Consider the following 14,698-nt stretch of genomic DNA (forward strand, 5'->3'; position numbering starts at 1 on the left):
TTGGATAGGGGGAATCATAATGTTACAGTTTTTACAACGTATTGGTAAAGCATTAATGCTTCCAATTGCAGTACTGCCAGCAGCAGGATTATTGCTTCGTTTAGGGCAACCAGATGTATTTGATATACCTGTTATGGCACAAGCCGGTGCAGCTATTTTTGATAACTTAGCACTTATTTTTGCAATTGGCGTTGCAATCGGTTTGTCAGTTGATGGTAGTGGTGCTGCAGGTCTTGCAGGTGCGATTGGTTATCTAGTTATGAAGAATACAACTGATACTTTAAGTGTTAGTTATTCGACAGCAGAACTAAATGATAAATTAAAAAGTGTTCAAGACTTATTGGGGTCAGTTGATCCAAGTAAGTTAGCGGATACAATGACAAAAGTTTCAAAAGCAGCAGCGTTAACACCTAAAATAAATATGGCGATCCTTGGTGGGATTATTGCCGGGATTGTTGCTGGGTTATTATATAACAAATTCCATAAGATCAAATTGCCAGAATGGTTAGGTTTCTTTGCAGGAAAACGCTTTGTTCCAATTATTACATCCGTCGTTATGCTTCTTTTAGGATTAGTATTTGGTCAAATTTGGCCAACAATTCAAAGTGGCATTGATGCAGTAGCTCATGGTATTGTCAACTTAGGTGCAATTGGATCTGGTTTATTCGGTTTATTGAACCGTTTATTGATTCCAATTGGCTTGCACCATGTAATGAACACATACTTCTGGTTTGTGCTTGGTGACTTTACAAATGCAGCAGGCGATATTGTTCATGGTGATATTGCTCGTTTCTTTGCGAAAGATCCATCAGCAGGTATGTTTATGACTGGTTTCTTCCCAGTTATGATGTTTGGTTTACCAGCAGCATGTTTCGCAATGATTGCAGCTGCGAAACCAGAAAAACGTAAAATGGTTACAGGAATGTTAGCGGGTCTTGCACTAACTTCATTTTTAACTGGTATTACAGAACCAATTGAATTCTCGTTCATGTTCTTATCTCCAGTATTATATGGTATCCATGCTGTATTAACAGGTATTTCACTATTTGTAACAACATCACTTGGCATTCATGATGGTTTTTCATTTAGTGCTGGTGCCATTGATTATTTCTTAAACTTTGGTATTGCAACAAAACCATTATTATTAGCAGGAATTGGCTTAATTTATGCAGCTATTTACTTTGTTGTATTCTACTTCTTAATTAAGAAATTTAACTTGAAAACTCCAGGGCGTGAAGATGATGAGGAATTAGCAACAGATGATGAAGCGCCAGTTGCAGGTTCGATTGGAGAAGCATATGTAACTGCACTCGGCGGAAAAGACAACTTAACAGTGATTGATAACTGTGCGACTCGTCTCCGTCTACAAGTAAAAGATGCAAACTTAGTAAATGAATCAGCGTTAAAACGTGCTGGTGCGAGAGGTGTTATGAAATTAAGTAACACAAGTGTGCAAGTTATCGTTGGAACAAACGTTGAATCAGTTGCTGAAGATATGAAAAAACACGTATAAATTGAAGAGAAAAGAGGATATCCGAAAAGATGGATAAAATTCATCTTTTAGAGGATATCCTCTTTCTTATATGTGAATCTTACTTTTGAAAAATTTCTTTTTCTTTTTTGTACATATCAGTTGGTAATCAGCGTAGTGCATGATACAGTAAGTATGGTATGAAATGGATTTTCCATTCCTTTTGAAAAAATGGGACTAATTTTTTCAAAAAATGAATAAAATGAGGGGAAAACAGCAGTTATGGAACAGGAAAAGGATAGTGTGAATCCGAAAGTTCGGAGACCAATGGTGTACATAAGAGGAATCGTGATTCTCAGTCTAGTATTTTTAATTGTATATTTTGGATATACAAAAATAATGTCACATAGTAAAAAAGAGAATATGTTAAAAGTTGCAACGAAGGTGAACAAGAAAGAAGAAGCATCGAAGAAAACGGAGCAACAACCAAAGCAACAAGAACAAACAGTGAAAGCGGCAGAACAGCCTGTTGAAGGGCCTCCGCAAGATATTAACGAAAATGCTGAGTTAGATCAGTATTTGCAAAGTAAAGGGTTTAGTGGAACGGCAGTCGTTGTAAAGAATGGCAAAGTACTTTTGAATAAAGGATATGGCCTAGCGAATCAAGAGAAAAAAATACCAAATAATTCAGAAACGACATTTTATATTGGTTCAATTTCAAAAGCATTTGTAGCAACGGCGATTATGCAGTTAAAGGATCAAAACAAACTGCAAACAGAAGATATAGTCACGAAATATATTCCTGGTTTTCCACACGGTGAGGGACTGAAGCTATCACATCTATTGACGCATACGTCAGGAATTCCAGAATATGAGGCAGGTAGCGAAGATATTTCTCACGAGGAATTGTTGAAAAGAATTGGAGAACAAAAACGTTTAGCAAATCCGGGGGGGAAATGGGAGTATTCTGACTCTAATTATTCTATCCTTGCTTATATTGTTGAAAAAGTGAGTGGACAACCGTTAGAAGAATATATTAAGCAACATATTTTCGATGTAATTGGAATGAAAAACTCAGGATTTGGAAGAGCGTTAGAGCAAACAAGATATCCTTCCACCGGATATAAGATTGTGAATAATAATATGACAACACCTGCTATTCCAAGTATGTCACAATTATATGGATGCGGTGATATATATACAAGTGCGTATGATTTATATTTATTTAATGAAGGACTATTTTCTGGAAAACTCATTTCAGAAGAGAGTTATAATGAAATGTTCACACCTGTGAGAAAAAATTATGGATTTGGATGGTATGTGAATCCAGGCAGTTATTCGAATCACGGTGTTATGCCTGGCTGGAATTGCTTAAATGGCTTTAGCAAAAGCGGAAATATACATGTTGTTTTATTATCAAACATTCAAAATAATATTAAATCATTTGGCAAAGTAAATAATGATATGTATACAATGCTGCAGCATATTGAAGTGTAAGAGGCTATCTTTGAGATAGTCTCTGTTTGTTTAGAGAGGTATTTCTTTGTATATTCAGAAGGATTATATGGATATGGGGATTCATAAGCATCATGAAAGTAATAAAAAAAGCAGATGAGACATCACCTGCTTTTTTCTATGTAATGAGTTTATCCTTCTATTTTAGGGCAGTCCGATTGGTGAGAGCTCATCAGTCGGGAATGAAGAAAGTTTTCGCTGATTAAAGCTGCACTTTATGTACGAAACTACTAATTTTTTAGGAAATGTATGACTTACCTATCACAAAATCAGTAATACTTGTATACATTAAGATGTACAGATGTATTATCCATATTATTTTATATAAATGAAAAAAGTTAAGAATGCGTCTATTGAATAAACACTGAAGAAAACTAGTAAACAGTTTGAATAGACCATTAAATTATTTTTTAATAATATTTTTAAAAACTTCGCGACGCTCATTTCATAAATGGCGAGGTAAATATGGAAAAAGAGAAAGGAGAAGAAAAAATGAATGATAGTAGGAAGATAACTGTCATTGGATTGGGCTATGTTGGTCTTCCTTTAGCGATACATTTTGCGGAAAGAGGATATAACGTAGTCGGATTAGATAAAGAGAAACGAAAAATAGAACGAATTGAAAAAGGAGATAGCTATATACCAGATGTTTCCTCGAATGTTTTAAAAGATTTGGTTCAAAACAAACAGTTGGTAGTTTATACGCCTCATACAGGGATAGAAGAATTTCAAAATAGTGAGTATGTGATTGTTACGGTACCAACGCCAATTAATAAACAAAAAGAACCTGATTTAAGTGCTCTTATTGCAGCCTCTCATTATATAAAACAAAACCTTCAAGCAGGACAAACCTTCATTTTTGAAAGTTCCACATATCCGGGTACATTGGAAGAAGTCATCATTCCGATTATTGCTCAATCAGGTAAAGAAGTTGGAAAAGATTATTATATTGGATACTCACCAGAGCGAATTGATCCAGCGAATCAGCAATATACAGTACAAACCATTCCAAAAGTCATTAGTGGTCAAACAGAAAGATGTAAGCAACAAGTCCAAAAATTGTATAGCACGATATTTGACACAGTCGTTCCAGTTAGTTCCCCAAAAGTAGCAGAGATGTGTAAGTTATTTGAAAATATTCAGCGTTTAGTTAATATTTCCTTAGTAAATGAGTTAAATATACTTTGTGAAAAGTTGGGGATTGATTTTCGGGAGGCTCTTGAAGCTGCGGCGACAAAACCATTTGGTTTTACACCATATTGGCCGGGACCAGGAATAGGAGGACATTGTATTCCAGTTGATCCTTTATATTTTCAGTGGAAAGCAAGACAGCTAGGGCGATCAAGTCAATTAATCGAAGTAGCTCATATGATTAATGAAAAGATGCCGCAACAAATTGTAACGCAGGTGAAAGAATTAAGTGCTCCCCCAGGAACTGTCTTTCTGATTGGTATTGCGTATAAGAAAGATGTAAATGATTTACGAGAATCTCCAGCATTACCAATTATCGAGCTGTTAGTAAACGAGGGATATAAAGTACAATATCACGATCCATATATTTCATCTGCGAAAATTGGAGATAAAATATATGATTCTATCCCACTTAAGAAGAAAACATTAGAAAAAGCAGATTGCATACTAATTGTAACAGATCATTCCAATATAGATTGGAATATATGTAAAGGAATGAAGCATGTAATAGATACACGAGGTGTACTAAAGAAGGTGAGTGCATGAAGAAACGTTGTTTGATTACAGGTGGAGCAGGATTTATTGGATCACATTTAGCGGAAGAACTCGTGAAACGAGGTCATCCAGTTACGATTGTTGATAATTTTTATAAAGGAAAAAGTAAATATCATGAAGAGTTAACAGGAAATATTCCGATTATTCCAATTAGTATTCTTGATAAAAATTCAATGCATGAATTGGTAAATCAGCATGATGTTGTCTTTCATTTAGCTGCTATTTTAGGTGTAAAGACTACAATGGAAAAAAGCATTGAATTAATTGAAACGAATTTTGATGGAACAAGAAATATTTTACAAGCAGCATTAAAGGGGAAGAAGAAAGTGATTTTTGCCTCCACTTCTGAAGTGTATGGAAAAGGAACGCCACCCTTTTCGGAAGAGGATGATCGGTTATATGGGGCAACATCTAAAATTCGTTGGAGTTATGCAATTTGTAAAACATTAGAAGAGACATTGTGTTTAGGATATGCGCTACAAGGATTACCAGTAACAATTGTCCGTTATTTTAATATTTATGGCCCTAGAGCAAAAGATGGTCCATATGCTGGGGTGATTCCGCGATTTATTCGTGCAGCACTTCAAGGTGATGATCTTCTTGTATATGGAGATGGAAAGCAAACGCGTTGTTTTACGTATGTAAGTGATGCGGTAGAAGCGACAATTGCCGCAATGGATGAAAAAGTAAATGGAGAAATTATTAATATAGGATCTGAAGACGAAAAAAGCATTCAAGAAGTAGCGCAAGATATTCATCAATTGACGCATTCATCTTCCAAAATTGTTCATGTGCCATTTGAAAAGGTGTATCCACATGGGTTTGAAGAAATTCCGAATCGAAAGCCTGATGTTACAAAGCTAAAAGAAATGTGCCAATTCCATCCTAATGTTTCATGGGAGCAAGGATTAAAAGAGACGATTCAGTGGTTTCGTGAAATAGAGAATGATTAAAAGATGATTCGTGATGATATCTGTTTGTCATCAGACCTAAAGTTTAAAATTATAAAAAAGAAGTGTACCGATTTGGTACACTTCGTCTATTCTGTCATAAAAATAATATAACAGAATAAAAGATAAGGGTATTACAGTTTATAAGGGGGTATGACTTTTTATACTGCAAAATAGCATTCGTTTATAAGGATACTAAAAAATATAATTAAGGAAAGAGCCAATTTTAAAGAGTATTAAACTAATATTAACACTATCTATATATTTGTTTGCTCAACGTTTCACAAATGTGTCACAACTATCTCGTTCGTTTTTTAAAAAAAGTAGTATTCTAAATGTGTAAGCTGTTATATAAAAAATCTTAGTCCTGTACTAATCAAAAATGGAGGAGATTAGGATGACTCAAGTATTAGAGACTGTAAAAAATGCATGGGAAAAATTTAAAGGTGAAAAATGGAAAGTTGAGATTGATGTTCGCGATTTCATTCTAAATAATGTAAACGTTTACAACGGGGACGAATCCTTCTTAGCAGGAGCAACAGAAGCAACGAAAAAACTTTGGGATCAAGTAATGGATCTAACTAAACAAGAACGTGAAAATGGTGGCGTTCTTGATATGGACACAAAAATTGTTTCTTCTATTACATCACATGGTCCAGGGTATTTAAATAAGGAGCTTGAAAAAGTAGTAGGTGTTCAAACAGATCAGCCATTTAAACGTTCTTTACAACCATTTGGTGGTATTCGTATGGCAGAGCAATCTTGTGAAGCATATGGATTTAAAGTGGATGAGGAATTAAGTCGTATCTTTAGAGATTGGCGCAAAACTCATAACCAAGGTGTATTTGATGCTTACACTCCAGAAATGAGAGCAGCTCGTAAATCAGGTGTTATTACTGGTCTTCCAGACGCATATGGACGCGGACGTATTATTGGTGATTATCGCCGCGTAGCACTATATGGGGTAGATCGTTTAATTGAAGCGAAAGAAGAGGATTTAAACCTAACAGGAAGTGTAATGAGTGAAGAGGTTATCCGTTTACGTGAAGAAGTATCTGAACAAATTCGTGCACTTCAAGAATTAAAAGAAATGGCAGCTTCTCACGGTTTTGATATTTCAAAACCAGCGACAAATGCACGAGAAGCATTCCAATGGTTATACTTTGCTTATCTTGCAGCAATTAAAGAACAAAACGGGGCTGCAATGAGTCTTGGACGTACTTCAACATTCTTAGATATTTATGTTGAAAGAGATTTAGAAAATGGCACTTTAACTGAAGAGGAAGCCCAAGAGATTGTTGACCATTTCATTATGAAGTTACGTCTTGTAAAATTTGCAAGAACTCCTGATTATAATGAATTATTCTCTGGTGATCCAACTTGGGTAACTGAATCTATCGGTGGTATTGCACTTGACGGTCGTCCATTAGTAACAAAAAACTCATTCCGTTTCTTGCATACATTGGACAATTTAGGACCTGCGCCAGAGCCAAACTTAACAGTTCTTTGGTCTAAGCAATTACCACAGAAATTTAAAAACTACTGTGCAAAAATGTCTATTAAAACATCTGCAATCCAATATGAAAATGACGACATTATGCGTCCAGAATATGGCGATGACTATGGTATTGCTTGCTGTGTATCCGCAATGAAAATTGGTAAACAAATGCAATTCTTCGGAGCTCGTGCAAACTTAGCGAAGGCTTTATTATACGCTATTAATGGTGGGAAAGACGAAAAATCAAAAGTGCAAGTAGGGCCAGAATTTGCACCAATTACTTCCGACGTACTAGATTATGATGAAGTTATGCATAAATTTGATATGACAATGGAATGGTTAGCGGGTCTTTACTTAAATACATTAAATGTAATTCATTACATGCACGACAAATATAGCTATGAACGTATCGAAATGGCACTTCATGATACAGAAGTTCTTCGCACAATGGCAACAGGGATCGCTGGTCTATCTGTCGTAGCTGACTCTTTAAGTGCAATTAAATATGCAAAAGTAAAACCAATTCGCGATGAAAATGGTATCGCGGTTGACTTTGAAATTGAAGGTGACTTCCCGAAATATGGTAACAATGATGACCGCGTTGATGAAATTGCAGTAAATCTTGTGAAAACATTTATGAACAAACTTCGTAAACATAAAACATACCGTAATTCTGTTCATACAATGTCAATCTTAACAATTACATCTAATGTGGTATATGGTAAGAAAACTGGTAATACTCCAGATGGACGCCGTGCTGGAGAACCATTCGCACCAGGGGCAAATCCAATGCATGGACGTGATACAAAAGGTGCACTAGCATCGCTATTATCTGTTGCGAAATTACCATACGAAGATGCGCAAGATGGTATTTCTAATACATTCTCCATCATTCCGAAAGCGCTTGGTAAAGAAGAAGAGGTACAAGTTAGTAACTTAGTATCTATGTTAGATGGATATGCAGTAAAAGAAGGACATCACTTAAATATTAACGTATTTAATCGTGAAACATTATTGGATGCAATGGAACATCCTGAAAAATATCCACAATTAACAATTCGTGTATCTGGTTATGCTGTTAACTTTATTAAATTAACTCGTGAACAACAAATTGATGTAATTAATCGTACAATGCATGAAAGCATGTAAAGAAAAATTTCCCCCTATCTCTTAATAAGGGCACGGGGGAAATTGTTTCAATAAAGGAGGAAGTAACATGGTAAAAGGAAGAATTCATTCTGTAGAGTCTTGTGGTACTGTTGATGGCCCAGGAATTCGTTATGTCATATTTACACAAGGGTGTTTATTACGTTGCCAATATTGTCATAATGCTGATACATGGGAGATTGGTAAAGGAAAAGAAATAACAGTTGATGAAATTATGCAGGATGTTACATGTTACCTTCCCTTTATTGAGGCTTCAGAAGGCGGTATTACAGTTAGTGGTGGAGAACCATTATTACAATTAGATTTCCTAATTGAATTATTCAAAAAATGTAAGGAAGTTGGAATTCATACAACAATCGATTCTTCGGGAGGGTGTTACTCAGAAGAACCAGAATTCCAAAGAAAATTAGATCTCTTAATGGATTACACAGATTTGGTTTTACTGGACTTAAAACATATTGATTCCAAAAAGCATCGAAAATTAACAGGAAAACCAAATGAACATATTTTACAATTTGCTCGTTATTTATCAGATAAAAAGAAATCCATTTGGGTAAGACATGTATTAGTTCCTGGCGTTACAGATAGCGAGAAAGATTTACAAAGATTATCTCAGTTTATTCAAAGTTTGTCTAATGTACAAAAGATTGAAGTGCTACCATATCACAAACTTGGTGTATATAAGTGGGAAACACTTGGACATAAGTATCCCCTTCAAGGTGTTGAACCTCCAACAGAACAAAGTGTTTTACATGCAAAAGAAATTTTAAAAGCGGTCTAATCCATAGTTTGGATTAGACTTTTCTTTTTCCTCTAATAAACGCTAGAGTATATATAGATAAAGGAGTATACTGAAAGTAGAATATCCATATTTTTGTAAAGGGATTAGAAGAGAAATTTACATAATTGTAAAGGGAAATCTAAATAGTAAAAAGAATTAAGATGTATTAAGGCGCGTATTATGGAATGTAGAACACCTTCAAATTATTGCGAAAGCTCTTATAGGAAAGTATAATGTAAAGATATGAGCATAAATAGGATTAAGGGGTCAATCTTATATGCCTTGCATATCCACGACAGGTACATAGCTAACATGAAAGTGTTAGGGTCCAAATATGTAATTTTTTAGGAAAATGTTTTTCCTATTGTCGTATATGCAATACGGAGAAGCGAAAAAGCTAGGAGTGGATTTGTTTGATAAAAAACCCCAAGGTTTTAATATTAACAGCACATTATGGCAATGGTCATGTGCAAGTAGCAAAAACATTAGAACAAGCATTTCGTCAAAAAGGAATCGAAGATGTGATTGTTTGTGATTTATTTGGAGAGTCACATCCAGTTATAACGGATATTACAAAATATCTATATTTAAAAAGCTATACGATAGGTAAAGAGTTATATCGTTTGTTTTATTATGGTGTAGAGAAAATTTACGATAAAAAAATTGCATCGTGGTATGCCAATTTTGGGAGAAAGCGTCTGAAAGCACTTTTGCATACAGAGAAACCAGATATAGTCATTAATACGTTTCCGATTATTGCTGTGCCAGAGCTGAAAAAACAAACGGGTTTTTCAATTCCTGTTTATAATGTATTAACAGACTTCTGTTTGCATAAAATATGGATTCATCGTGAAGTAGATCGTTATTTTGTTGCAACAGATCATGTAAAACAAGTAATGATTGAAATCGGTGTACCCGCAGAGCGCATTGTAGAAACTGGGATTCCGATTCGTAAAAATTTCGAGTTAACCATGAATTCAGAACTTATATATAATAAATATCAGTTATCTCGTGAGAAAAAGATTTTACTTATTGTAGCAGGAGCTCATGGTGTATTAGGGAACGTGAAAGATTTGTGCGCGTCATTTATGTCTGTTCCTAATCTACAAGTAGCTGTTGTTTGTGGGAAAAATGATGCTCTAAAGCAAGAATTATTGAAGCTACAGGAACAAAATTCTGAAGCATTAAAAGTATTTGGCTATATAGAGAATATTGACGAATTATTCCGTGTTACTTCTTGTATGATTACAAAGCCGGGAGGCATTACATTAAGTGAAGCGGCTGCTTTACAAGTACCTGTCATTTTATACAAACCTGTACCGGGGCAAGAAAACGAAAATGCAATTTACTTTGAGAGCAAGGGAGCTGCAGTTGTAATACGTGAAGATGCTGAGATTTTTGAGAAAACAAAAGCTTTATTAGAGGATGATAGGAAGCTTTTACAAATGAAAGAAGCAATGGGAAGCATTTATCGTCCAGAACCAGCTGCTCATATTGTAGATGTAATTTTAGAAGAGAATCATGCACAGACGAATCATGTGCCAATGAAATCACCAGCTCTAGCCCAGTCTTTCACGTAATAAGAACCCCTCTTTTCTATTTGAAAGAGGGGTTCTTAATTATGTTATCCACAAAAAGAATGCGATTTCAATATCAAGTTTAATCAGAATATTAACAATGATATCCACATGATCCACAATTTTCAGAAAAAATATCCACAAATTAAATGGTTTCTGTGTGAGTAATTTCTATATTTGCTTCCATCACCGCTTAATTGATTCTGCTATTTTAGGGCAGTAAAACTCCCACCTCAAGATTTAGAGAGAAGCAAGAAAGATAGGGGGGAGTCTTACTGCTCGCGTAACATCCTGATTGGTGAGGGCTCATAATTAGTGGAAGATGAAGAAAACCCCATTGATTAAAGTTTCGCTTTATTCACAATTCTATTCATTCTGTGGATAAAGTTTTCCACAAAAAAAGCTTCCTGTTAAATCAGGAAACTTTTCTTATTATTAAACGCCTTTTGGACGATAACCGGCTACACGATCAGCTCTTTTAAATTCTCTTTGATAAAGAACCTCTTGTGTACTAGATAATGTATTTCTTGCTTTTTCACGCTTTTTCTTATCCATTATCATTCACCTCGTATCATAAAGTTATTATCTATCGTTTCCAATGATAAGAGGTGATATACATCATAAATGAGTATGAATCTATGCTTCTTTTAAATGATGTGCATCTTGGAATGTAGCATCACGCATTGTAGATAATGTATATTGATCTTTCGAGATTTCATATAAATTATATACTTCCTCTTGTGTATTAATTTGATCATAAACAGCTTTTCTTGTTTCATTTGCTAAGCTCACATATTCTAGTTTTTCAGCTGCCTTAATAGAGCGAATATTTTCTTTGCGAATGCGCATAAAAATTGTTTCAATATCCAGTTCATAGAAGAGCTCGCTGAAAAATGCATCTTTAGCAAGTTTGTTATATCCTTTACCATGATATGGCTTTCCGAGCCAAGTACCAAGAAATCCAGCTTTTTCTTGAATATCAAATAGAGTAATTGTACCGATAGGATTTCCCCATTCATCTAAAATCGTTCGTGAAATTAATTCCCCACGCTCTTCCGCTTCAATTGTTTGCTTTGTTAAAAATAGAAATTCTTCATATGAAGAAGCCTTTTGACGCACAAAAGGGAAGACAGCTGGATCCACCATTAATTCATATAGAACGTGGCTGTCGTGTAAGTCGCGTTTTTTTAACATACTAATTCCTCCTCACGCGAGGGTAGCATGACGAAAAAAACATCCCACCCTCGAAATTTTTATATCAAACTTTAAAAAATTTCGGGGTGGGAATCGAACCCACTAGAACCAGTCTATAATGCTGGTGGCGCACCATTTGCCTTCCCCATTCATCAATTTGAAAAACAATCACGACACAAATTGATTATGGTTTCATTCAATTTATATTCGTATCATACTGTATCTAGCCAAAAAAAGAAACTAGTTTTTTTTATTTTTTTTGTAAATAATTTTCCCATCAATCATAGTCAGAACAGGTTTAGCTAAATAATGAAATGGATGGTGTGTCCATAAAACAAGATCGGCATCTTTTCCAGACTCAATGCTCCCAATTTTATTTTCTAAACGTAAGTTTCGTGCTGGTAAAATCGTGATGCCTTCTAAGGCTGTTTTCTCATCTAACCCTTCTCTAACAGCAAGGGCTGCGCAAATATTCAAATATTGAATGGGGGTATAAGGGTGATCAGTTGTGATGGAAACCTCCACTCCTTTTTGAGCGAGAATGTGATATGTGTCCCAAGATTTATTTTTGAGTTCAATTTTTGAACGACGTGTAAGTGTTGGGCCGACAGAAACTTTTAAATGATGTTGTCCAAGTTCATCAGCAATGAAATGTCCTTCTGTGCAATGTTCGATGCGCAAGTCGAGGTGAAATTCATTCGCAAAACGAAGAGCAGAACGAATATCATCCGCGCGATGTGCATGAATGCGTACGGGGATTTCCCGGCGCAATGCTTTTAAAATAGGGAGCATCCGAAAATCAGCATCATTGTCGTAATGCTGTGCTTCATAGAAAGATTCGCGCAGCAATCCCATAATACCCATGCGGGTAATGGATTCTTTTGTACCATTACTATGAATACGCTTTGGATTTTCCCCAAAAGCAATTTTTAATCCTGCTGGCTCTTGTATAACCATATGATCAATGCAAGTGCCAGCCGTTTTAATCACGCATGTAGTGCCACCAATAATATTTTGACTCCCAGGCATGACATGAACGGTTGTAATGCCGCCCTTTACAGCATCGTGAAATGCGATATCAAAGGGATGTATGCCATCTAAAGAACGGATATGTGGAGTTGATACTTCGGAGGTTTCATTGGCATCATTTCCAGCCCAACCAGTTCCTTCGTCATATAATCCAAGATGAGTATGAACGTCGATAAATCCGGGTAAAAGGTGAAGTGCTCTTGCATCGATGACGGTCATATCTTCGGTTGCCTCAATATATGGTTTCACTTCGCCGATTTTGTCTTCTACGACTAATACATCCCCTTGCAACTTTGGAGATGTAATTGGGTATACAATGGCTTGCTTGAATAGTATTTTCATAGGGACCTCATTTCCATTATCTTTACTATGTTAGAAGTACTATATTGTATGCGATAGGATTGAATGTCAGAATGAAGGTTCTTTATTTTTTAAGCATGAGAACATAAGCAGTATGTCTTTGGAATTTTAAAAGGGTGCTAGTTGTATTCCAATAAAACCAGTACTTTCAGGAAGTATGATTTTAAAAGGAATCCTTTCTTATATATATTCATCAAGAATAAAATTGCGACATAACTATGTTAAAATAGTAGCGAGGTGAAAAATATGGCTGTCATTACGAAAATAGAAGTACAAAAGAGAACAAAAGAAAGATTTAATATTTATATTGATAAGGGACAAGGCGAGGAATACGGATTTAGTGTAAATCAAGCTGTTTTAATTAAGCATGGGTTGCAAAAAGGTTTAGAAATTGATGAAGTAGAAATTGCTAATATTTTATACAATGAGGAAGTGCAAAAAGCATATTTGCAAGCTATTTCTTATTTATCTTATCAAATGAGAACGAAACAGGAAGTAGAAGAATATTTACGAAAAAAAGAAGTGGGACAAGCCATCATCTCTGAAGTGATTTCAAAATTATTACATGATCGCTATATTAATGATAAAGAGTACGCTGTTTTGTATGTGCGAACGCAAAGTAATGTAAACCAAAAGGGGCCGTCTGTTATAAGAAAAGAACTTTTAAGAAAAGGTGTTCAAGAAGTTATTATTACCCATAGTTTACAAGAATACCCAAAAGAGAAGCAAGTTGATAATGCATTTATGTTGGTAGAAAAAAAGAAAAGATCTTATCAAAAGCATTCCTTTTTACAAATAAAACAAAAGTTAGAGGATATGCTCATTCGTAAAGGATTTTCGCGTGATGTGATTCAAATTTGTTTAGAAGAATTGAAAGAAGAAAAAGATGATTCCAAACAACAAGAAGCGCTATACTATCATGGGAACAAATATTATGAGAAGTATAAGAAATATGATGGTTGGACGTTTGAAAATAAGATGAAGCAAGCATTATATCGAAAAGGATTTTCGATTGATGAAATAGAGGGATTTTTACAAATGAAATGTGAAGAGGGATGAGGGAATAGAATGAATATGCCTAAGAGATACAGTGAAATGACAACACATGAACTAAGAGAAGAAATTGGAATGTTAAAAGAGCGGGCTGTAAAGGCGGAGCAACTTGGTATTGTAAATGAATTCGACGTGTTAATGAGAAAAATAGCAATGGCTCGTGCTTATATGACAGATATGAGCAAGTTTCAAATTGGCGAAACGTATGAATTAGTAGAAGAACCAGGTGTATTCTTTACAATTACGTATTTCAATGGGGTATTTGCTTGGGGGCATAAACAAAATGACAGTGAAGAAATGGGTATTCCTATTTCATTACTGAAGAAGAAATAAAGGTATCAAGAATGAAACTGCTTT

Annotated in this window: 12 protein-coding genes; 9 read left to right on the forward strand and 3 right to left on the reverse strand. The window is 35.1% G+C overall.

Annotation, left to right across the window (positions count from 1 at the left end; translation table 11 throughout):
• The first annotated feature begins 19 nt into the window (after positions 1–19).
• The 7 genes from nagE (at position 20) to MR056_RS12315 (ending at position 10,708) form a co-directional block, all read left to right on the forward strand.
• On the forward strand, positions 20–1,513 hold the full coding sequence (nagE, locus tag MR056_RS12285; protein WP_087097656.1) for an N-acetylglucosamine-specific PTS transporter subunit IIBC: 1,494 nt from the start codon (positions 20–22) through the stop codon (positions 1,511–1,513).
• A gap of 240 nt (positions 1,514–1,753) precedes the next feature.
• Positions 1,754–2,968 (forward strand): serine hydrolase domain-containing protein, encoded by a 1,215-nt coding sequence (locus tag MR056_RS12290; protein WP_011983540.1) that lies wholly within the window; start codon positions 1,754–1,756, stop codon positions 2,966–2,968.
• A gap of 510 nt (positions 2,969–3,478) precedes the next feature.
• Positions 3,479–4,723 carry a nucleotide sugar dehydrogenase gene (locus MR056_RS12295; RefSeq protein WP_048724315.1) on the forward strand — a complete coding sequence of 415 codons (1,245 nt, stop codon included), beginning with the start codon at positions 3,479–3,481 and terminating at the stop codon, positions 4,721–4,723.
• Entirely contained in the window at positions 4,720–5,685 is a 966-nt protein-coding gene (locus MR056_RS12300; RefSeq protein ID WP_048724239.1) for an NAD-dependent epimerase/dehydratase family protein, read from the forward strand. Before MR056_RS12295 ends, MR056_RS12300 begins: the two co-directional genes overlap by 4 nt.
• Positions 5,686–6,079: 394 nt before the next feature.
• On the forward strand, positions 6,080–8,329 hold the full coding sequence (gene pflB, locus MR056_RS12305; RefSeq protein WP_011983543.1) for a formate C-acetyltransferase: 2,250 nt from the start codon (positions 6,080–6,082) through the stop codon (positions 8,327–8,329).
• A gap of 67 nt (positions 8,330–8,396) precedes the next feature.
• A complete protein-coding gene (pflA, locus tag MR056_RS12310; RefSeq protein ID WP_011983544.1) occupies positions 8,397–9,128 on the forward strand; it encodes a pyruvate formate-lyase-activating protein in 732 nt (243 codons plus the stop codon).
• Between the two features lie 413 nt (positions 9,129–9,541).
• The gene (locus MR056_RS12315; protein ID WP_048724237.1) at positions 9,542–10,708 is read left to right on the forward strand and encodes a diglucosyl diacylglycerol synthase; all 1,167 of its coding nucleotides are present in this window, start codon (positions 9,542–9,544) and stop codon (positions 10,706–10,708) included.
• A gap of 432 nt (positions 10,709–11,140) precedes the next feature.
• Here the strand turns inward: MR056_RS12315 and MR056_RS12320 are convergent, their stop codons facing one another.
• The 3 genes from MR056_RS12320 to MR056_RS12330 all read right to left on the reverse strand — a co-directional run bounded on the left by MR056_RS12320 (position 11,141) and on the right by MR056_RS12330 (position 13,270).
• Entirely contained in the window at positions 11,141–11,260 is a 120-nt protein-coding gene (locus MR056_RS12320; protein WP_011983546.1) for a YfhE family protein, read from the reverse strand.
• Between the two features lie 81 nt (positions 11,261–11,341).
• Complete coding sequence (locus MR056_RS12325; protein ID WP_048724236.1) at positions 11,342–11,899, reverse strand: GNAT family N-acetyltransferase; 558 nt, start codon at positions 11,897–11,899, stop codon at positions 11,342–11,344.
• Between the two features lie 240 nt (positions 11,900–12,139).
• Positions 12,140–13,270 (reverse strand): amidohydrolase, encoded by a 1,131-nt coding sequence (locus MR056_RS12330; RefSeq protein WP_011983548.1) that lies wholly within the window; start codon positions 13,268–13,270, stop codon positions 12,140–12,142.
• Between the two features lie 264 nt (positions 13,271–13,534).
• Between MR056_RS12330 and recX the strand changes: the two genes are divergently transcribed.
• Together recX and MR056_RS12340 are read left to right on the forward strand one after the other, a co-directional pair.
• Positions 13,535–14,347, forward strand: a complete 813-nt coding sequence (gene recX / locus MR056_RS12335; RefSeq protein WP_087097658.1) for a recombination regulator RecX — start codon at positions 13,535–13,537, stop codon at positions 14,345–14,347.
• A 9-nt stretch (positions 14,348–14,356) separates the two neighbouring features.
• Positions 14,357–14,674: a YfhH family protein gene (locus MR056_RS12340; protein ID WP_048724232.1), complete on the forward strand. Its 318-nt coding sequence runs from the start codon at positions 14,357–14,359 to the stop codon at positions 14,672–14,674.
• Positions 14,675–14,698: the final 24 nt, after the last annotated feature.

It is taken from the genome of Bacillus cereus group sp. BfR-BA-01360, assembly GCF_022663595.1.
Classification (GTDB): domain Bacteria; phylum Bacillota; class Bacilli; order Bacillales; family Bacillaceae_G; genus Bacillus_A; species Bacillus_A cytotoxicus.

Bases quoted from the DNA above. Each gene is read 5' to 3' on its own strand.
- nagE (WP_087097656.1), top strand. From the start codon at position 20: ATGTTACAGTTTTTACAACGTATTGGTAAAGCATTAATGCTTCCAATT.
- pflA (WP_011983544.1), top strand. From the start codon at position 8,397: ATGGTAAAAGGAAGAATTCATTCTGTAGAGTCTTGTGGTACTGTTGAT.
- MR056_RS12295 (WP_048724315.1), top strand. From the start codon at position 3,479: ATGAATGATAGTAGGAAGATAACTGTCATTGGATTGGGCTATGTTGGT.
- MR056_RS12320 (WP_011983546.1), bottom strand. From the start codon at position 11,260: ATGGATAAGAAAAAGCGTGAAAAAGCAAGAAATACATTATCTAGTACA.
- MR056_RS12325 (WP_048724236.1), bottom strand. From the start codon at position 11,899: ATGTTAAAAAAACGCGACTTACACGACAGCCACGTTCTATATGAATTA.
- pflB (WP_011983543.1), top strand. From the start codon at position 6,080: ATGACTCAAGTATTAGAGACTGTAAAAAATGCATGGGAAAAATTTAAA.
- MR056_RS12330 (WP_011983548.1), bottom strand. From the start codon at position 13,270: ATGAAAATACTATTCAAGCAAGCCATTGTATACCCAATTACATCTCCA.
- MR056_RS12340 (WP_048724232.1), top strand. From the start codon at position 14,357: ATGAATATGCCTAAGAGATACAGTGAAATGACAACACATGAACTAAGA.
- MR056_RS12290 (WP_011983540.1), top strand. From the start codon at position 1,754: ATGGAACAGGAAAAGGATAGTGTGAATCCGAAAGTTCGGAGACCAATG.
- recX (WP_087097658.1), top strand. From the start codon at position 13,535: ATGGCTGTCATTACGAAAATAGAAGTACAAAAGAGAACAAAAGAAAGA.
- MR056_RS12300 (WP_048724239.1), top strand. From the start codon at position 4,720: ATGAAGAAACGTTGTTTGATTACAGGTGGAGCAGGATTTATTGGATCA.